This is a genomic window from Ornithinimicrobium cerasi, assembly GCF_003702705.1.
Classification (GTDB): Bacteria; Actinomycetota; Actinomycetes; order Actinomycetales; family Dermatophilaceae; genus Ornithinicoccus; species Ornithinicoccus cerasi.
The window spans coordinates 14909-33095 of record NZ_QZMN01000013.1 but is presented as its reverse complement, the minus strand read 5'-3'; the positions used below and the strand labels follow the sequence as shown (position 1 = coordinate 33095).

Below are 18187 nucleotides of genomic sequence, written 5' to 3'. Positions count from 1 at the left end.
GGACGGCCGTCGCCCCGCCCGAGCAGGCCCTCTCAGGACGCCGGATAATCAGTCCCCGTGGTGGCCGTCCTGCAGGGTTTCTGGCTGATCGCGGCGGTCGTCGCGGTCGGCTGGCTGCTGGCGCACACCCGGCTGTTCGGGGTCGACGAGCAGCGGATGCTGGCGCGGCTGACCTTCTGGGTGGGCTCCCCGGCGCTCCTCTTCCTCGTGGTGGCCGACGCCGACGTCGGGGTGCTGTTCTCCGGCTTCCTGGTCGCCACGCTCGCCGGGATCGTGGTGACGGGCGCGGCATACCTCGTCATCGCGCGGTGGGTCCTGAGGCGACCGCTCACCCACGCCATCATGGGCGGGATGGGGGTGAGCTACGTGAACTCCAACAATCTCGGCGTCCCCATCGCGGTCTACGTCCTCGGGGACGCGCAGTGGGCGGCGCCGATCATCCTGGTGCAGCTCCTCCTGCTGCAGCCGGCGTGGCTCGGCGCCCTCGATGCGACAGGGCAGGGGCGGGTGTCGGTCACCCGGCTCCTCCGCTCCCCGTTCACGAACCCCCTCACCATCGGCAGCCTGCTCGGGCTGCTCGTGGCGGTGACCGCTCTCTCGCTGCCCGCGGTGGTCCGGGCACCGGTGGAGCTGGTGGGCGGGCTGGCGATCCCGGGGATGCTGCTGGCGTTCGGCATCTCGTTGCGGCTCTCGCCCCCGCCGCGGGGGAGGGGCAACCTGGCCGAGCTGGCGCTCATGGTGGTGCTCAAGCTGGGTCTGATGCCGCTCGTGGCGGGCCTGACCGCCCTCGGGCTCGGCCTGTCCCGGGTGGAGGTGCTGGCCGCCGTGGTGATGTCGGCGCTGCCGACCGCCCAGAACGTCTTCATCCTCGCCGTCGCCTACGGTCGCGGTGAAACCATCGCGCGCGACTGCGTCTTCGCCACGACGATGCTCGCCATGCCCGCGATGCTGCTGATCGTCGGGCTGAGGGGCGGCGGTTAGGGTGGGCCGGTGCGGCTGAGCGAGTTCTGGTCCCTGATGGAGCAGGAGTTCGGACGGGGGTATGCCGCGATCGTCGCCGACCAGCGGGTGCTGGGGTCTCTGGGAGGGCGCACGGTCGACCAGGCGCTCGCCGACGGCGAGCCGATCCGGCAGGTGTGGGAGGCGGTCGTGCGCGACCTCGACGTGCCTCCCGAGCACCAGCTCCTCCCGGAGCCGCGCCGCCGCCGCTGACCTCCCTCCCGCGCCCCGCCCCGACTCGCCCCGCCCCGACTCGCCCCGCCCCACCCGGCGCCGCCCCCGCCCCGACTCGCGACTCACAGGCGCGAAGGCATACCTCCGGGCCCATGCATCCGTCGGTCAGGAGGGATCGAGCCTGTGAGTGGGGAGTGGGGGAGCGGGGAGTGCGGAGTGCGGAGCGGGGAGTGGGGAGGGGGGGTGAAGGGTGAGTCAGCCGTGGCGCGGGGCGTCGACGGCGGTGTCACCGACCGGCGGGTCGCCCGCGATCCCGTCGGACAGGGCGGCCCGGATCTTCTCGATCATCTGCTGCTCCTCGGCGGCGACGCCGTCAGAGGCAGCGGCCACCCGGTCGGAGGCCGCGAGGATGACGTCGCGGTAGGCCTGGGCCTGCGTCGGGGCCTTGGCGCGCAGCACGCGCATCGTCTGTCCGAGGTCGGCCAGGAGCGTCTCCTCCACCTCCTCCGGCGAGCCGGCGGGCGGTGTCGGGAAACCTCCCTCGCTCAGCAGCGCCTTGACACCCTCCGGTGCCTCCTGCAGCGCCTTGGACCCGGCCATCGACTCCTTGAACATCGAGAAGAAACCCGGGTCCGAGCGCGAGACGAGGGCGATGGCGCCGAAGGCGGACCGCCGGATGAGCTCGTGCTCGTCGTCGGTGAACGGGGTGCTGCCGGGCTGGCTGGTGTCGTCGGTCATGGCCCCACTCTGGCAACTGCCGTCGCCCGTGTCCTGTCGGCGTGTCCGGGCAGGCTGCAGGGAGCTGGGGTTCAGGCGCGGTCGAGCTCCAGCAGCCGCTCGGCGATCTGCACGGCGTTCAGGGCGGCACCCTTGCGCAGGTTGTCGTTGCTGACGAACATCACCAGCCCGCGGCCGTCGGGGACGCTCTGGTCGACGCGGATCCGGCCGACGTAGGACGGGTCCTGGCCGGCGGCCGTCAGCGGCGTCGGGACGTCGGCGAGCTCGACGCCCGGGGCGTCGTCGAGCAGCTTCGTGGCCTGCTCCGGGGTGATGGGCGAGCCGAACTCGGCGTGGATCGCCAGGCTGTGACCGGTGAACACGGGCACGCGCACGCAGGTGCCGGAGACGGCGAGGTTCGGGATGCCGAGGATCTTGCGCGACTCGAGGCGCAGCTTGACCTCCTCCGACGTCTCGCCATCCTCGACGAGGTCGCCGGCCAGCGGGAGGACGTTGAACGCGATCGGCGCCACGTAGGTGGCCGGGGCGGGCATCGTCACCGCCGAGCCGTCGTGGGTCAGCGACTCGACCGGGATGCTCCCCGTCAGCGCGGCCCGGACCTGGTCGCCCAGCTCGCTGACCCCGGCCAGACCCGAGCCGGAGACCGCCTGGTAGGTCGCCACCCGCAGCCGTTCCAGCCCCGCCTCCTCGTGGAGGGGGCGCAGCACCGGCATCGCCGCCATCGTCGTGCAGTTGGGGTTGGCCACGATCCGTGACGCGCCGGGCCCGAGCGCGAGCCGGATGTCGTCCGGGTTCACCTCGCTCACCACGAGCGGTACCCGCTCGTCCATCCGCCAGGCCGAGGAGTTGTCCACGACCACCGCACCGGCGGCCGCGAAGCGCGGGGCGTGCTCGCGGGAGGCCGCCCCACCCGCGGAGAAGAGGGCGACGTCGATCCCCGTGAGGTCGGCCGTCGCGACGTCCTCGACCACGATCCGGCGCGGCGCGGCATACCCGTCCAGGCCGTTCGGCGACCCGTCCCACGCCAGCTCGGTGCCGGCCGAGCGCGAGGAGGCGAGGTAGCGCACCGAGGCGACCGGGAAGGCCCGCTCGCAGAGGAGGCGGCGCATGACCGCACCGACCTGACCGGTGGCGCCGACGACGGCGACGTGGAGGTGCCTGCTGCTGTGCGCCATACCGCTCACCGTCCCGTCCCGCCGTAGACCACGGCCTCGTCGTCGGCGTCCAGCCCGAACGCGGTGTGCACCGCGCGCACGGCGTCGGTGATGTCGGCCTGGTCGCAGATCACCGAGATCCGGATCTCCGAGGTGCTGATCATCTCGATGTTGACACCCGCGTCGGCCAGGGCCTGGAAGAGCTGGTGGGCCACCGAGGGGTTGGAGCGCATCCCGGCCCCGATGAGCGAGAGCTTGCCGACGTGGCTGGTGTAGAGGACGTCGGCGAAGCCCATCGCCTCCTGCAGCGCGCGGACCGCGGCGACCGCGACCTGCCCGTCGGTCTCGGGGATGGTGAAGGAGATGTCGGAGGTGTGCGCGTCCGAGGTCGAGACGTTCTGCACGATCATGTCGATCGAGACGCCGGCCCGGGCGACCGCGCCGACGACCGCCGCCGCCGCCCCGGGACGGTCGGGTATGCCGACCGCCGTCACCTTGCCGAGGGAGGTGTCGTGGGCGATGCCCGAGATGATGGGGTCTTCCATGGTGTCCTCCGTGAGGGGTCGTCCGACCAGGATCCAGGTGCCCTCCTTGTCGGAGAAGCTGCTGCGGACGTGGAGCGGGACGGTGAAGCGGCGGGCGTACTCCACGGCGCGCAGGTGCAGGATCTTGGCGCCGTGGGCCGCCATCTCGAGGGTCTCCTCGATGGTGAGGCGGGTGACCCGGCGGGCGCTGGGGACGATGCGCGGGTCGGCGGTGTAGAGGCCGTCGACGTCGGTGTAGATCTCGCAGACGTCCGCCTCGAGGGCCGCGGCGAGGGCGACGGCGGTGGTGTCGGAGCCGCCGCGGCCCAGGGTGGTGATGTCGTCGTCGGTGGAGATGCCCTGGAAACCGGCGACGATCGCGACCGCACCCTCGTCGAGGGTGCCCCGGACGCGCGCGGGCTGGACGTCGAGGAGGCGGGCGCGGCCGTGCGCGGTGTCGGTGCGCATGCCGGCCTGGGCGCCGGTGTAGCTGCGGGCGGACACCCCGAGCTGCTGGATGGCCATGGCGAGCAGCGCCATCGAGATGCGCTCGCCCGCGGAGAGGAGCATGTCCATCTCGCGCTCGGGCGGGGTGCCGGGGGCGATCTGCCCGGCCAGGTCGAGCAGCTCGTCGGTGGTGTCGCCCATCGCCGAGACGACCACGGCCACCTGGTTGCCGGCTCGGTGGGTCGCGACGACGCGCTGGGCGACCCGGCGCACGGCCTCGGCGTCGGCGACCGAGGAGCCGCCGAACTTCATCACGAGCAGGGCCATGGGACTCCCGGGCGAGGTAGGACGTGGTTCGGGCTGACGCCGGTGTCGAGGGTCCCGAGGGGTTGGGGCAAGTGTAGGCGGGAACGGCGGTTGACGTTGACGTCGGGGAAGCGGGGCGTCGGCGGGCCGGATGGCGTCGACACGCCGGTGCGGCGACGGGTCTTCGTACAGACATTCGATTAATGTTGTCCACACGGTGCCGGCCACGGTGCCCGTCATCCACAGCCTCAGGGTTACGGGGCGGGTCTGTCGGTGCGAGCACCTAGCGTCTGACAGCACACGGGCGAGGCGTCTCCGGCAGGAGGCCCGACGGCCGAGGACTGTCGAAGGCAGGCGCGCTCACCACGAGGACGAAGGAGCAGGACATGGCCACGAAGACGGCACCCGCCAGCAGCGCGGAGCGCGTCGGCAGCGACAAGCTGCGCGCGCTCGACACGGTGATGGCCCAGATCGAGAAGCAGCACGGCAAGGGCTCCGTGATGCGCCTCGGCGACGAGGACCGACCGCCGATCCAGGTGATCCCGACCGGCTCCATCGCGCTCGACGTGGCGCTGGGAGTCGGTGGTCTGCCCCGCGGGCGCGTGGTGGAGATCTACGGCCCGGAGTCCAGCGGCAAGACCACGGTGGCGCTGCACGCCGTCGCCAGCGCGCAGCGCGCCGGCGGCATCGCGGCCTTCATCGACGCCGAGCACGCGCTCGACCCCGACTACGCCAAGGCGCTCGGTGTCGACACGGACGCGCTGCTCGTCAGCCAGCCGGACACGGGGGAGCAGGCCCTGGAGATCGCCGACATGCTGATCCGTTCCGGGGCGCTCGACATCATCGTCATCGACTCGGTGGCGGCTCTCGTGCCCCGCGCCGAGATCGAGGGCGAGATGGGGGACAGCCACGTCGGTCTGCAGGCCCGGCTGATGTCGCAGGCCCTCCGCAAGATCACCGGTGCTCTCAGCACCACCGGGACCACCGCGATCTTCATCAACCAGCTCCGCGAGAAGATCGGCGTGATGTTCGGCTCGCCCGAGACGACCACCGGCGGCAAGGCGTTGAAGTTCTACGCCTCGGTCCGCATCGACGTGCGCCGCATCGAGACGCTCAAGGACGGCACCGACGCGGTCGGCAACCGGACCCGCGCCAAGATCGTCAAGAACAAGGTGGCGCCGCCCTTCAAGCTGGCCGAGTTCGACATCCTCTACGGGCACGGCATCTCCCGCGAGGGTGGGCTCATCGACATGGGCGTCGAGCACGGCTTCGTGCGCAAGTCCGGCGCCTGGTACACCTACGAGGGCGACCAGATGGGCCAGGGCAAGGAGAACGCCCGGCAGTTCCTCAAGGACAACCCGGACCTGGCCGACGAGATCGACCTCAAGATCAAGACCAAGCTCGGTGTCGGCGTCCGACCGGTCACCGTCGACGACCTGCCGGCCGGGGTCGACCCGGTCACGGGTGAGGTCCCGGTCGACTTCTGATGCCGGAGACGGACCGGTTGTCGGCCGCCCGGGAGGCGCTGGCGGCCGCGGAGGCGGCGGCGAGGGCCTCCGGGCTCCGCCCGTCGGTGTCTTCGCCCAGCACGTCGAGCTCGACCACCCCGACGACCGGGACCGGCGGGCCGACGCGCCATGGCGGGTCCGGGACGGCCGGGACCGAACCCGACCCGGACGCGGCCGCCCGTCGCATCGTGCTCCGCCAGCTCGCGATGGGCCCACGGACCCGGCGGCAGCTCGAGGACAAGCTGCGTGACCGTGACTGCGCCCCTGAGGTGGCAGCGAGGATCCTCGACCGCATGAGCGAGGTCGGGCTCGTCGACGACGAGGCCTACGCCGAGATGTTCGTGCGCTCCCGCCAGGAGACCAAGGGACTGGCGGCCGAGGCCATACGCCACGAGCTGCGCGCCAAGGGGGTGGCCGACGTCGTCGTCGAGGCCGCGCTGGAGGAGGTCGACCCCGAGCGTGAGCGGGAGCAGGCCCGTGCCCTCGTCACCCGACGGCTGCGCACGATGCGCGGTCTCGACCGAGAGGTGCAGACCCGGCGGCTGGCGGGCTTCCTGGCCCGCAAGGGCTACGGCGCGGGGGTGTCCTACCAGGTCATCCGGGAGGCCCTGGACGACCTGCCGGAGCACCTGCGCGACTGACCCCGGCTGCCCCTACTCGTCCTCGTCCTGGGCGGGAGCGTCGGAGGGCAGCCACTCCTCCTCCACCAGGTCGTCCTCGTCGCCGCCGTCCACGTAGTGCATGGCCGACTCCTCGGGGGAGTCCCAGCTGGTGGCCTGCCCCTCCCGGGCGATCATCCTGGCTTCCCGGTCCGACCCGTTCCCCTCGTCCGGGGCGACGATGCGGCCGACCCGTCCGACCTCACCGCCGTAGTGGTCGAGCTCGGCGCGGATGGCGTCGGGGTCGTCCCCGCCGATCATGCCGTCATCCTTCTCCATGCCGGACTCGTCGTCGGGCGCGCCATAGGCGGAGTAGGGGTCAGGGACCTCCTGGCGGATGCGCTGGTCGATCGTCTCCTCGCTGCGCTGCTCCTCGGCCGTGACACCGAAGGCCAGCGAGCCGTGCAGGCGATCGGCGGCCACGTATCCACGGTCCAGCGGGTCGCCGTCACCGTCCAGGGTGTCCTCGGGCTGCAGCTGGTCCTCGGCGTCGACGCTCCACACCCCGAGGTCGTCGCCCATCTGCTCCCGGTCCGCCTGGTCGCTCATGGCTGCTGCTCCTTCGCTGCTGGTGCCGTCGGCCCCACCTTACGCCGCCGTGCCCCGGCCACCACCGCGAGGTGACGAGGTGTCGCTCACCCCGACAACCCGCTGGTCGGAGGTCGGTCCCGGTGTGGTGGGCTGGGTCCGTGACCCTGCCTGACTGGCACCTCCTCCGGCTGGCCGGGGCGGTCCGGGACGAACGACTCAACCGCCACCTGGCCTACCTCCTCGCCTGGGTCGCGGGCGTGCTCAACTCCGTCGGCTTCGTCGCCGTCGGCTTCTACACGTCACACATGACCGGCATCACCGCGGGCGTCGCCGACCAGCTCGTCCTCGGCGGGGGACGCCTGGTCGGCCTGGGCCTGGTCTCCATCGCCTTCTTCCTCCTCGGCGCCATGGCCTGCGCCGTCCAGTTCAACTGGGCCCGCCGCCGGGCCCGGGGCGACCGCTTCGCGCTCGTCCTGCTGACCGAGGCGGTCCTCGTCCTGGTCGTGGGCGGGCTCGCCGACGAGGTGACGTGGGCCCACCGCGAGTGGTTGCTCGTGGCGGTGCTCTGCTTCGTCATGGGCCAGCAGAACGCCCTCATCACCAAGGTCTCCGAGGCCACCATCCGCACCACCCACGTCACCGGGATGGTGACCGACATCGGGATCGAGCTCGGCAAGCTGGCCTACCGCAACCGCCTGGCCGACGCCGAGCCCGTCCGGGGTGACCGCGGCAAGCTCTGGATGCTCTCCGCCCTCGTCGGGCTGTTCTTCCTCGGCGGGGTGCTGGGGGCGGTCGGCTACGTGGCCCTCGGCTTCGTGGTCCTTCTCGTGCCCGCCGGGCTGCTGCTGCTCGTGGCGGTCCCGCCCCTCCTGGACCACGTACCCTGGACGGTGCGATGAGCACCAAGACCTATGACGTGCGCACCCACGGGTGCCAGATGAACGTGCACGACTCCGAGCGCCTGGCCGGACTCCTGGAGACGGCGGGCTACGTCGACCTCGCCAGCGTGCCGACGCCCGACCGGCCCTCCGTCGCGGATGTGGTCGTGTTCAACACCTGCGCCGTCCGGGAGAACGCCGCCAACAAGCTCTACGGCAACCTCGGCCAGCTGCGCCCCGCCAAGGTCGCCAACCCGGACATGCAGATCGCGGTCGGCGGCTGCCTGGCCCAGAAGGACCGCTCGACCATCGTCGAGCGCGCGCCCTGGGTCGACGTCGTCTTCGGCACCCACAACGTGGGCTCCCTCCCGGCGCTGCTGGACCGGGCCCGCCACAACAGGGCCGCCGAGGTGGAGATCCTCGAGTCGCTGGAGGTCTTCCCCTCCACCCTGCCCACCCGGCGTGACTCGGCTTACTCCGCCTGGGTCTCGATCTCCGTGGGCTGCAACAACACCTGCACGTTCTGCATCGTGCCCGCGCTGCGCGGCACCGAGAAGGACAGGCGTCCCGGGGAGATCCTCGCCGAGATCGAGGCGCTCGTGGCCCAGGGGGTCGTCGAGATCACCCTCCTGGGCCAGAACGTCAACACCTACGGCGTCGAGTTCGGCGACCGGCTGGCCTTCGGCAAGCTGCTGCGCGCCTGCGGCGAGGTCGCAGGGCTGGAGCGGGTGCGCTTCACCAGCCCCCACCCGGCCGCGTTCACCGACGACGTCATCGCCGCGATGGCCGAGACGCCGAACGTCATGCCCAGCCTGCACATGCCGCTGCAGTCCGGCTCGGACCGGGTGCTGCGGGCCATGCGCCGCTCCTACCGCGCCGGGCGGTTCCTCGGCATCCTGGACCGGGTTCGCGACCGGATCCCGGACGCGGCCATCACCACCGACCTCATCGTCGGCTTCCCCGGCGAGACCGAGGAGGACTTCCAGGGCACCCTCGACGTGGTCCGTGCCTCCCGGTTCTCCAGCGCCTTCACCTTCCAGTACTCCATCCGGCCCGGCACGCCGGCGGCGACCATGCCGGACCAGGTGCCCAAGGAGGTCGTGCAGGAACGCTTCGACCGGCTCATCGCAGTGCAGGAGGAGGTGTCCTGGGCGGGCAACCGGGCCCTGGAGGGCCGTGAGGTCGAGGTGCTCGTCGCGCCGGGGGAGGGCCGCAAGGATGCCGAGACTGAGCGCCTGTCGGGTCGTGCGCGCGACAACCGGCTGGTCCACGTGGGCGTCCCGCCCGGCGCCGAGCGTCCGCGCCCCGGTGACGTGGTCACCGTCGGGGTCACCTACGGCGCGCCCCACCACCTCATCGCCGACTCCGGCGTGCGGGGTGGCGGGTATGCCGTGCGCCGCACCCGGGGCGGGGACGCGTGGGCGGCCCTCCAGGGCGACGGGGCCGTCACGGACGGGGTGACGCGCAAGCCTGCGGTGAGCCTCGGCATACCCTCCGTCGGCGCGCCCGTGCCGCGCCAGACCCCCGTCGCGGTCTGCTGCCCCACCGACTGAGCGTCCACGACCGTGAGCCGGGGGACGATCGGTGACCTGCGGGGCGCCTCCAGGGTCCTCGTCTACGGCGTGACCGGGTCCGGGAAGACCACCGCAGCAGTGCGGCTGGGAGAGGTGCTCGGGCTGCCCGTCCACCTCGTGGACGACGAGGTCGGCTGGCTGCCGGGCTGGGTGGAGCGGCCGACGGAGGAGCAGCGGCAGATCGTCTCGGGGCTGGTGGCCGGTGAGCGGTGGCTGATGGACAGCGCGTACGCGAAGTGGTCGGACCTGGTCCTGCCGCGGGTGGAGGTCGTCGTCGCGCTGGACTACCCGCGCCTGCTCAGCCTCGCCCGGCTCCTCCGGCGTACGGCGCACCGGTGGCTGCTGCGCACCGAGGTCTGCAACGGCAACCGGGAGACGCTGCGGCAGATCGTGTCCCGCGAGTCGATCCTGGTGTGGCACTTCCGGAGCTTCGCCCGCAAGCGCAGGAGGATCCTGGCCTGGGAGGGCGAGCCCGGCGGCACACCCGTGCTGAGGCTGACCCATCCGCGCGACCTGGGGCGTCTCCTCCGGGAGCTGGGTCCTGCGGATGACAGTGCGCCCGTGCGACCTGGGCGAGGGTCCGGCGTGGCCCGGACCGAGGGCGGCCTCAGCCCTCCTTGATCGCCGTGAGGCGGCGTCGTGCCTCCTTGCGGGCGGCGACCCGGCGACGGTGGGCGGACTCCATCCGGACCAGCTCCGCGATGGAGTCGGGACGGTGGTGGAAGCGGCGGACGGAGTAGACGAGCAGGCCGATCGCGATGACGCTCGAGCCGATCATGGTCCAGCCCACGGCAGGGCCCCCGAAGAGCCACCACTGCTCGGCCAGCGGCCACCAGCCCGGGGCCGCAGGAGACAGCACCCAGTAGATGCCGACCGCGGTCATGACGAGGCCGACGAGCGCGGACAGCGCGATCCGCGGTCGGGTCTCCACACCCTCGGCGGCACCGCGCAGGGCCTTGATCTTCACCGGCTGGGTCAGGTTGCGGGCCCAGGTGTACTGGGTGGCCAGCACGGCCAGGCCCGCGAAGGTCAGCAGGAGGCCGGGGCCGGGGAGGAAGAGCGCGAGGAGGCCCAGGCAGAGCACCGTCCAGCCCAGGATCTCCAGGGCCAGACGCTTGGCGGCGCCGGCGGCGATGTCGCGCATGGTGGACAGGGTAGGTGCCGACCCTGACGGTGCGCTGGGTCGGTCGACGCCGCCGCCTACGATGGCGCGCATGCCCGTCAGCGACCCCCGGCCCGACGACGCGGCCGCCGCGCCGCCCCGCAACGCCACCACGGACCCGACGCCCAGGGAGCTGCTCGCCGGGCGGACCGCGGCCGCCCTCGTCGGGCTCGAGGCCCTCGCGCTGGCCGGGATCGCCGTCTTCTACCTCTACGAGCTCGCGATCGGGGCGGGCTCGGACCCCCTGGTCATCATCATGTCGGTGGTGACCATGGTGGTCTTCGTCATCGGGCTGTCCTACACGGCCAGGGGCCTGTGGCAGCGTCACCCTCGGGCGCAGGCCCCGGCGATCGCGGCGAACTTCCTGCTGGTGGCCCTCGGCATCGCGATGTTCCAGTTCGCGCCGTGGTGGCTCGCGGGGCTCGTGCTCATGGCGAGCGTCGCGACGGTGGGCTCGACCTTCCTCATGGGGAGGCTGGAGGGTCACGGGCCCGCCACCTGAATCCGGGTGCATCTCCCGCGCTGCACCAGCACGCCCCGGCCCGGGATGCGCGGGTCCCCGAGGGGAGGTCGCACTCCCAGAAGCGAGCCGTGCTGGGCGGACGAGGGCTGGAGGATGACCCCCGTGCCGCGCTTCGCCACCTGCGGCACCAGCCCGCGGTAGAGGTTGACGCACTCGTCCAGCACGCCGCCGACGAGCAGGCGTCCCCCGGTCCGCCCGGCCCACTCCAGGATCAGGTCCTCCAGGGCCTGCCCGGCGAGGAGGTGGACGTCGTCCACGACGACCGTGGACACGGACGACGACGCGAGCTGTCCGGCCAGGTCCGCGGCGTCTCCGGCTCCAGCGGTGACCGACACCGTTCGAGCGTCTGCGTCGGCGTCGCCCTGCTCGGTGAGAAGGCGACGCAGGGTCGTGCTCACGCCGGAGCGGGGCGGACCGACCACGAGGACCGATCCCGCAGGGACGGGCAGGGGTCTCGCCAGGTCCCCGCCGACCGCCCAGCCCGTGGCGGAGCCGACCCGGGCGGGCAGGGACACGAGGTGCGGCGGGACGACGTCCTCGGGAGTGACGTCCACGGCAGGGTCCGCGGGAGGGTCGTGTGGCGGGAGGACGACCTGGGCCACCACCCCGTCGCGGGTGCGTACGGCGCGACCGGGTGGCTGGTGCGCTGCTGCGTATCGGCCCGCCAGCCCGGCCAGCGCCAGGTCAGCCTGGTCGTTGAGCCGCAGCGCCCACACCTCGGGCAGCTCTGCCGCGACGCGTCCGGTGAGGAGCGAACGGTCGCCGCTGAGGGCGAGGACCACCTGGGCGGAGGGGCCCTCCCGCAGCAGGCGGAGGGCCAGCTCCACGCCCCTGCCGGAGTCGAGGTCGGCATACTCGGCGACCCACCGGTCCCACCCGTCGACCAGGACGACGACGGGGATCCGGTCCGACGTGGGTGCGGCGCGCCGCTCGTCGACCATGTCGTTGAGCACCTCCAGAACGCGCAGACCGTGCGCACGATCGCCGGGCTGGACCCAGGCCAGCACCCTGGGGTGCTGGCGCAGGAACGTGGTGCTGAGGCCGCGGCCCGGGTCGAGGACGTACAGGAAGGCCTGGCCCACGCTCCCAGCGAGGGTGGCCAGCGCGGTCGTCCGGCCGGTGCGCGCGGCACCGACCAGGCCGACGTGCGCCCGGCCTGTCCACACCATCGGTTCTCGCCGCTGCAGGTCCGGTCGGTCCGCGAGTGCCCAGGCCGGGGGAGTGCCACCTGCCTGCGGCAGGTCGTGCAGGACGTCGTCCCTGCTGAGCGTCGCGGGGAGCGGCGGCAGCCACACGCGCGGCGACTCCTCCCGCCCGTCGGCGGCCGCGCGGCTCAGCAGGTCAGGCAGACCGGCGAGCCCGTCCCTGGTCGAGGGGGAGCCCTCCGCCCGGTGGAGGGTCCGCCAACCGTCCCAGACGTCCCGCACCTCGTGCACGGACCACCCGTCGTCGTCGTGGTGGGTGGTGGGGGGGCCGACCGGTGCGACACGGAGCGACGACGGCGGTTCAGCTCCGCTGCGCACCAACGCCACACCAGGCTCGGACTGCGGAAGGCCTGCGGCGTCGGGGCACTCCAGGACGTCGCGGCTGTCGGCCTCGTCCCGGACCCGCAGCGCCACGCGGAGGTTGACGTTGGCCCGCAGGTCGGAGGTGACCACTCCAGCCGGACGCTGGGTGGCGAGCACCAGGTGGAGGCCCAGGCTGCGGCCGACCGTCGCGACCCTGACCAGACCGGGCACGAAGTCCGGGATCTCCTCCGCGAGCACCCGGAACTCGTCCACCACGACCACGAGACGTCCGACGTCATCGCCGCGGTAGTCGCGCAGGTCGCGGACCCCGGCGACGCCGAGGACCCTCTCGCGGCGCACGAGCTCGGCCCGCAGAGAGGTGAGCACGCGGTCGGCGAGATGGGGGTCCAGGTCGGTGACCAGGCCGGTCGAGTGCGGGAACCGGGCGCACTCACCGAGGGAGGATCCGCCCTTGTAGTCGATGAGCAACATCGAGAGGCGGCTGGGTGGGTTGTTCAGGGCGAGAGAGGTGACCAGGGTCCTGAGCAGCTCGGACTTTCCCGAGCCGGTCGTGCCGGCGATCAGGGCATGGGGGCCCTGCCGGTCCAGGTCGAGCACCACGGGACGGCCGTCCTCTGCCGTCCCGACCGGGACGTCGAGCTGTGCGTGCGGTGAGGACCAGCCGCTCAGGACCTCGCAGGTGGTCGAGGGCCACGGCACCAGGTCCCCCAGCATGGTCGTGCGGACGGTGCCGGTCGTCCCGGCGGAGCCGTCGTGGAGGCCGGCGAGGCACCTGGCCAGCGCCCGCGACCTCAGCCGGCCGACCAGGGTGGGACGGAAAGTCCTCGGTGGCTCCCCGGGTCGCTCCAGGACGCCCCGGGTGGTCCCCACCACGTGGACCCGGGCCAGCCCGGGGGGAGCGTCGGCCACCTCCTCGACGAGGATCAGGTCGGTACCCCACCTCAGGGTGAGGGACGCCCGCGGTGAGCCGTGGGGGACGGTGTGGGGAAGCCACCCGAGGAGGTCGAAACCACCTGGGGGCTCGTCAGGGTCCACGGTGATCGACAGGGCGCCAGGAGGGATGGAGGTGGCGAGCTGCAGGATCCAGGAGCGCACCGCCGCGTCACGCAGCCCCGGTGGACCGATCACGACCACCGGGTCGGAGAGGTCCAGGGTGACGGGAACCTCGTCCACCGGCACCGGTCGGCCGTCGAGGCTGGTCAGCGAGATGTCGGTCCCCTCGCCCAGCACGACGGTCGGTGCCTCCGCAGCCCGGGCCCACAGCGCCGTCGTGGGCCGCGGCACCAGGGCACGGACGACGCCGGCGATGCCGGGGTCACGGTCCCGGCGCACCTTCCGCTCGCGCTCGACGGCACGACGGACCTGGGCGTCCGCGTCGGCAGCGGCTGCCGCCCAGGCGCGGGTCGCGACCTCGTGCTCGACCCGCGAGCTGCGTCGGTCACCGAGATGCTGCCCGAGCACCATCGTCGGCCCGAGCAGGCCGAAGACCAGGAGGAGCGGCATCCGCAGCAGCAGGGCGGCGAGCCCGGCAGCGACGAGCGGCAGCGCCCAGGACCAGGCGCTGGGTGGCTGCACGTGCCGCCGGGCCGGACGCCCGGGCGTGCGCAGCTCGGTGGCCGACGGCAGGGGGGCGACCCTCGGCCACGGCGTGATGACGAGTCGTCCGTCGTGCTCACGGCCGGTGGCGTGGGGTGAGTCGGTGGTCTCCAGGCGGACCACGGAGCCCCCGATGCGCAGCCGCGTGCCCGGGGAGAGCGCCGTGCCCCCACCGTCGTCGAGGGGGTGGACGCCGTTGGTCGAGCCGAGGTCCTCCACCTCGAACCCGTGGCGGCCGTGACGCACCCGCAGGTGGCGCCGGGAGAGCCCGGGGTCGTCGATGACGAGGTCGCACTGGGGGTCCCGGCCTACCGTCCGCCATCGACCCGGGGGGAGGGCGAGCCAGCCCCCGGCGTCCGGTCCGGCGTCCACCACCAACCTGCCCAGGGTCGTCGGACCGGGAGGGGACGTGGTCCCCGTCGGCCTCGACCCGGTGGGGGACGACGGTCCGTCCGGCGCGAGGTCGCCACCTGGTGCGTCCACGGCATACCCGTGTCGCACCGCCCGACCCGTGAGGTCGGGGGCGCACCCCCGGCCGAGCCGGGGGAGCAGCTGGCCGAGGGTGGTGGCGCCCGGCGCCCGGACCACCCAGGTGCGCGGTCCTCCGGCTCCGGCTGTCGTGACGATGATCCGCACACCCCTCATCGTGGGCTTCCCGACCTCATCGACGGGGCCGTCATCCACAGGGCGCAGGTTGTCCACAGGTGCGGCCCGTGAGTTGGTCAAGATTTGGCAAAGACCCTTTACATTGCGGTGGCAGGGTTGATGACATGGGCGCGAGCGGGCGCCTGGGGGCCCCGCGGGAGGCCCAACCTGGGGAGGGAAAGACGTGCAGGCGACCGCCTGGCAGGAGCTGGAGGACGACGTCCGCGAGCTGATCCGTGAACGGCGGCTGGATCCTTCCCGTGACGACGTGGAGGTGCGGTCCCTGGTCCTGGAGGTGCTGGACGACTACGACGAGCGTGCGCTCCACGGTGGGCTGGCGCCCGTGCGCGACCGGAAGGAGGCGCACCGCCTCCTCGTCGAGTCGGTCGCCGGTTTCGGCCCGCTGCAGGCCTTCCTCGACGACCCGACGGTCGAGGAGGTATGGATCAACGAGCCGAGCAAGATCTTCGTCGCCCGCAACGGGCGCCCCGAGCTCACCTCCATGTTCCTCACCGAGAACCAGGTCCACGACCTTGTCGAGCGGATGCTGCGAAGCTCCGGGCGTCGGGTGGACCTGAGCAGCCCGTTCGTCGACGCCTCGCTGCCGGACGGTAGCCGGCTCCACGTGGTCATCCCCGACATCACGCGCCGCCACTGGGCCGTGAACATCCGCAAGTTCGTCGTGGCCGCCGACGACCTCGCGGACCTGGTCAGGCTGGGAAGCCTGACCCAGCAGGCAGCCCGGTTCCTGGAGGCGGCCGTGGCCAGCGGGTTGAACATCCTCGTCGCCGGAGGGACCCAGGCCGGAAAGACCACGACGTTGAACTGCCTCGCGGCCGCTATCCCGGCGCACGAACGGGTGGTGACCTGCGAGGAGGTCTTCGAGCTCAAGGTCAACCTGCGCGACGTGGCGTCCATGCAGTGCCGGCAGCCCAGCCTGGAGGGGACGGGGGAGGTCCCGCTGCGCCGGCTCGTCAAGGAGGCACTGCGGATGCGTCCCGGTCGGATCATTGTCGGGGAGGTCAGGCAGGCCGAGAGCCTGGACCTGCTCATCGCTCTGAACAGCGGCCTTCCCGGGATGTGCACCCTGCACGCCAACAGCGCGCGGGAGGCCGTGACCAAGATGTGCACGCTCCCGCTCCTCGCCGGGTCGAACGTCTCGGCGAGCTTCGTGGTCCCCACGGTCGCCTCGTCCGTCGACATCGTCGTGCACCTGGGGCTCGAGGCGGACGGCCAACGGCGGGTCCGCGAGATCGTGGCGCTGCCCGGACGGGTGGAGGGTGAGGTGGTGGAGATCGCGGACCTCTTCGTGCGCAGGGGCGGGGAGCTGGTGCGCGCGGACGGGTTCCCCCCGCACGTCGACCGGTTCGAGCGTGCTGGTCACGACCTCCGCCAGCTCCTGGCGGGTGCGTGATGGCGGGCGCGGCGTGGGGACTGATGCTGGGGCTGGGTCTGGCGAGCGTGTGGTGGTCGTTCTGGCCGCGGGACAGGTCACCGCAACCGCGCCCAGGGCATGGGCGGATCGAGCGGCTCGGGGACCAGATCGTCCTCGCCGGCATCCGGGGAACCGGGCCGTGGACGCTCATCGGTGTCGCGGTGGTGCTGTCACTGATCGTCCTCGTGCTGGCGTACTCCGTCACCAGGGTGCTGCCCGTCAGCCTGTGCTTCGCCGCCATGGCCGGGTGGGCACCCTTCGCCGTCGTCGCGGGCCGGGCGCGGCGACGACGGTCGAGCCTCCGGGAGGTGTGGCCCGACGTGGTCGACCACGTGCACTCGGCGGTGCGAGCCGGGCTCGCGCTTCCGGAGGCCCTGATCCAGCTGGGCGAGCGCGGGCCCGAGGAGCTCCGCCCCCAGTTCGTGGAGTTCGGGCACGACTACCGGGCCACCGGAAGGTTCTCGGACGCGCTGGACCGGCTCAAGGAACGACTCTCGGACCCCGTCGCGGACCGACTCGTGGAGGCGCTGCGGATCGCCCGGGACGTGGGCGGCACCGACCTCGGTCGGGTCCTGCGCACCCTCTCGACCTTCCTGCGGGAGGACTCCCGAGCACGGGCCGAGCTCGAGGCCAGGCAGAGCTGGACGGTCAACGCGGCACGCCTCGCGATGGCTGCGCCGTGGGCCGTCCTGCTCCTGCTCGCGACACGAGGAAGCACCCTGGCGGCGTACAGCTCACCGGCGGGTGCGGCCGTGCTGCTCGTCGGGGCCGGGCTGACGATCGTCGCCTACCGCCTCATGGTGGCGATCGGCCGGCTGCCCGAGGAGCAGAGGGTGCTCCGATGACAGGTGCGCAGTGGTGGGGGGCCGTGCTCGGCCTCATGCTCTCCCTCGGGGTCGTTCTCATCCACGCGGGATCGCCGCTGAGCAGGCGGGTCGACCTGGCGGACCGCATCGAGCCGTATCTTGACCGCCCACCCGAACGCACGCGGCTGCTCCGCCTCACCGAGCCCCGTCCGTGGCACCTCTCCGACGTGGGCCGTCCCCTCACCCGCCGCGCCGGAGCAGTCCTCGACCGGGTGCTGGGCGGCAGTGACAGCGTCAGCACGCGCATGCAGCGGGCGGGACTGCCGGCGGACGTCGAGGGGTTCCGCATCCAGCAGGTGCTGTGGGGAATCGCTGCCGCAGTCCTGGCCGCGGGCGCCGGTTCGCTCCTCTGGTGGACCCGCGGCGCCAGCCTGCCCGCGCTCACCGTCCTCGTCGGCTGTGCCTTCCTGGGTGGCGTGGTCCTGCGGGACATGCTCCTGAGCCGTGCAGCCACGAGGCGCGAGCGGCTCATCATGGCCGAGTTCCCCTCCGTGGCCGAGCTGCTCGCCCTGTCCGTGACCGCGGGGGAGGGCACCGTCCAGGCGCTGGAACGGGTGGCCAGGCTCTCGCGCGGTGAGCTCTCGGGAGAGCTGCAGCTGTGCCTGGCGCAGGCCCGCACCGGCGCCACCCTCCCGGAGGCTCTCCAGGCCCTCAGCCTGCGCACCGGCTTGAGCCCGATCGTGCGCTTCGTCGACGGGATCGTCATCGCGATCCAACGGGGCACCCCGCTCGGCGAGGTGCTGCGCGCCCAGGCCGCCGACGCCCGGGAGTCGGCCCGCCAGGCCCTGATCGAGGAGGGGGGCAAGAGAGAGATCACGATGATGGTGCCGGTCGTCTTCCTCGTGCTCCCGGTCACCGTGCTGTTCGCCGTCTTCCCGGGAGCCTCCATGCTCCGGATCTCCCTCTGACCTTGACCGACACATCACACCACCACCTGGA

General features: G+C 72.7%; 17 protein-coding genes. 11 read left to right on the top strand and 6 right to left on the bottom strand.

The window, feature by feature from the left end:
- The first annotated feature begins 57 nt into the window (after positions 1 to 57).
- Complete coding sequence (locus D4B81_RS14525; RefSeq protein ID WP_122263390.1) at positions 58 to 981, top strand: AEC family transporter; 924 nt, start codon at positions 58 to 60, stop codon at positions 979 to 981.
- Between the two features lie 9 nt (positions 982 to 990).
- On the top strand, positions 991 to 1212 hold the full coding sequence (locus D4B81_RS14520; protein WP_122263388.1) for a DUF3046 domain-containing protein: 222 nt from the start codon (positions 991 to 993) through the stop codon (positions 1210 to 1212).
- A gap of 216 nt (positions 1213 to 1428) precedes the next feature.
- Here the strand turns inward: D4B81_RS14520 and D4B81_RS14515 are convergent, their stop codons facing one another.
- The 3 genes from D4B81_RS14515 to D4B81_RS14505 form a co-directional block, all read right to left on the bottom strand.
- Positions 1429 to 1911, bottom strand: coding sequence for a hypothetical protein (locus D4B81_RS14515; protein WP_122263386.1), 483 nt, complete (start codon positions 1909 to 1911; stop codon positions 1429 to 1431).
- Between the two features lie 71 nt (positions 1912 to 1982).
- Positions 1983 to 3086, bottom strand: coding sequence for an aspartate-semialdehyde dehydrogenase (locus D4B81_RS14510; protein ID WP_122263384.1), 1104 nt, complete (start codon positions 3084 to 3086; stop codon positions 1983 to 1985).
- A gap of 5 nt (positions 3087 to 3091) precedes the next feature.
- Positions 3092 to 4363, bottom strand: a complete 1272-nt coding sequence (locus D4B81_RS14505; RefSeq protein WP_097187971.1) for an aspartate kinase — start codon at positions 4361 to 4363, stop codon at positions 3092 to 3094.
- A gap of 365 nt (positions 4364 to 4728) precedes the next feature.
- Here D4B81_RS14505 and recA point away from each other — a divergent pair, with 365 nt between their 5' ends.
- Positions 4729 to 5829, top strand: a complete 1101-nt coding sequence (recA, locus tag D4B81_RS14500; protein WP_097187970.1) for a recombinase RecA — start codon at positions 4729 to 4731, stop codon at positions 5827 to 5829.
- Positions 5829 to 6491: a regulatory protein RecX gene (locus tag D4B81_RS14495; RefSeq protein WP_122263382.1), complete on the top strand. Its 663-nt coding sequence runs from the start codon at positions 5829 to 5831 to the stop codon at positions 6489 to 6491. Before recA ends, D4B81_RS14495 begins: the two co-directional genes overlap by 1 nt.
- Before the next feature lie 12 nt (positions 6492 to 6503).
- Here D4B81_RS14495 and D4B81_RS14490 read toward each other — a convergent pair whose 3' ends face one another.
- The gene (locus D4B81_RS14490; RefSeq protein ID WP_122263380.1) at positions 6504 to 7058 is read right to left on the bottom strand and encodes a DUF5709 domain-containing protein; all 555 of its coding nucleotides are present in this window, start codon (positions 7056 to 7058) and stop codon (positions 6504 to 6506) included.
- Between the two features lie 140 nt (positions 7059 to 7198).
- Here D4B81_RS14490 and D4B81_RS14485 point away from each other — a divergent pair, with 140 nt between their 5' ends.
- Genes D4B81_RS14485 through D4B81_RS14475 form a run of 3 tightly spaced genes read left to right on the top strand, consistent with a single transcriptional unit; the run spans position 7199 to position 10113 of the window.
- Entirely contained in the window at positions 7199 to 7939 is a 741-nt protein-coding gene (locus tag D4B81_RS14485) for a YoaK family protein (RefSeq protein WP_202613709.1), read from the top strand.
- Positions 7936 to 9471 (top strand): tRNA (N6-isopentenyl adenosine(37)-C2)-methylthiotransferase MiaB, encoded by a 1536-nt coding sequence (gene miaB, locus D4B81_RS14480; RefSeq protein WP_122263378.1) that lies wholly within the window; start codon positions 7936 to 7938, stop codon positions 9469 to 9471. The genes D4B81_RS14485 and miaB overlap by 4 nt, the downstream gene beginning before the upstream one ends.
- 12 nt (positions 9472 to 9483) lie before the next feature.
- Complete coding sequence (locus tag D4B81_RS14475; RefSeq protein ID WP_202613708.1) at positions 9484 to 10113, top strand: P-loop NTPase family protein; 630 nt, start codon at positions 9484 to 9486, stop codon at positions 10111 to 10113.
- Here D4B81_RS14475 and D4B81_RS14470 read toward each other — a convergent pair.
- Positions 10100 to 10636 (bottom strand): PGPGW domain-containing protein, encoded by a 537-nt coding sequence (locus D4B81_RS14470; protein WP_122263376.1) that lies wholly within the window; start codon positions 10634 to 10636, stop codon positions 10100 to 10102. The two genes, D4B81_RS14475 and D4B81_RS14470, sit on opposite strands and share 14 nt — an antisense overlap.
- Positions 10637 to 10706: 70 nt before the next feature.
- Here D4B81_RS14470 and D4B81_RS14465 point away from each other — a divergent pair, with 70 nt between their 5' ends.
- A complete protein-coding gene (locus tag D4B81_RS14465; protein ID WP_161965184.1) occupies positions 10707 to 11156 on the top strand; it encodes a hypothetical protein in 450 nt (149 codons plus the stop codon).
- On the opposite strand, the gene D4B81_RS14460 is transcribed toward D4B81_RS14465, so the two are convergent.
- Positions 11138 to 14938 carry an FtsK/SpoIIIE domain-containing protein gene (locus D4B81_RS14460; protein ID WP_161965183.1) on the bottom strand — a complete coding sequence of 1267 codons (3801 nt, stop codon included), beginning with the start codon at positions 14936 to 14938 and terminating at the stop codon, positions 11138 to 11140. The two genes, D4B81_RS14465 and D4B81_RS14460, sit on opposite strands and share 19 nt — an antisense overlap.
- A gap of 193 nt (positions 14939 to 15131) precedes the next feature.
- Here D4B81_RS14460 and D4B81_RS14455 point away from each other — a divergent pair, with 193 nt between their 5' ends.
- Genes D4B81_RS14455 through D4B81_RS14445 form a run of 3 tightly spaced genes read left to right on the top strand, consistent with a single transcriptional unit; the run spans position 15132 to position 18156 of the window.
- Positions 15132 to 16361, top strand: a complete 1230-nt coding sequence (locus D4B81_RS14455) for a TadA family conjugal transfer-associated ATPase (RefSeq protein WP_122263370.1) — start codon at positions 15132 to 15134, stop codon at positions 16359 to 16361.
- Positions 16361 to 17227, top strand: coding sequence for a type II secretion system F family protein (locus tag D4B81_RS14450; RefSeq protein ID WP_122263368.1), 867 nt, complete (start codon positions 16361 to 16363; stop codon positions 17225 to 17227). The genes D4B81_RS14455 and D4B81_RS14450 overlap by 1 nt, the downstream gene beginning before the upstream one ends.
- Entirely contained in the window at positions 17224 to 18156 is a 933-nt protein-coding gene (locus D4B81_RS14445; RefSeq protein ID WP_122263367.1) for a type II secretion system F family protein, read from the top strand. Before D4B81_RS14450 ends, D4B81_RS14445 begins: the two co-directional genes overlap by 4 nt.
- Positions 18157 to 18187: the final 31 nt, after the last annotated feature.

What these genes read in the sequence shown, in the direction of transcription:
- D4B81_RS14515 (WP_122263386.1), bottom strand. Translation starts at nt 1,911, where the DNA reads ATGACCGACGACACCAGCCAGCCCGGCAGCACCCCGTTCACCGACGAC.
- D4B81_RS14510 (WP_122263384.1), bottom strand. Translation starts at nt 3,086, where the DNA reads ATGGCGCACAGCAGCAGGCACCTCCACGTCGCCGTCGTCGGCGCCACC.
- D4B81_RS14505 (WP_097187971.1), bottom strand. Translation starts at nt 4,363, where the DNA reads ATGGCCCTGCTCGTGATGAAGTTCGGCGGCTCCTCGGTCGCCGACGCC.
- recA (WP_097187970.1), top strand. Translation starts at nt 4,729, where the DNA reads ATGGCCACGAAGACGGCACCCGCCAGCAGCGCGGAGCGCGTCGGCAGC.
- D4B81_RS14495 (WP_122263382.1), top strand. Translation starts at nt 5,829, where the DNA reads ATGCCGGAGACGGACCGGTTGTCGGCCGCCCGGGAGGCGCTGGCGGCC.
- D4B81_RS14490 (WP_122263380.1), bottom strand. Translation starts at nt 7,058, where the DNA reads ATGAGCGACCAGGCGGACCGGGAGCAGATGGGCGACGACCTCGGGGTG.
- miaB (WP_122263378.1), top strand. Translation starts at nt 7,936, where the DNA reads ATGAGCACCAAGACCTATGACGTGCGCACCCACGGGTGCCAGATGAAC.
- D4B81_RS14470 (WP_122263376.1), bottom strand. Translation starts at nt 10,636, where the DNA reads ATGCGCGACATCGCCGCCGGCGCCGCCAAGCGTCTGGCCCTGGAGATC.
- D4B81_RS14465 (WP_161965184.1), top strand. Translation starts at nt 10,707, where the DNA reads ATGCCCGTCAGCGACCCCCGGCCCGACGACGCGGCCGCCGCGCCGCCC.
- D4B81_RS14450 (WP_122263368.1), top strand. Translation starts at nt 16,361, where the DNA reads ATGGCGGGCGCGGCGTGGGGACTGATGCTGGGGCTGGGTCTGGCGAGC.
- D4B81_RS14445 (WP_122263367.1), top strand. Translation starts at nt 17,224, where the DNA reads ATGACAGGTGCGCAGTGGTGGGGGGCCGTGCTCGGCCTCATGCTCTCC.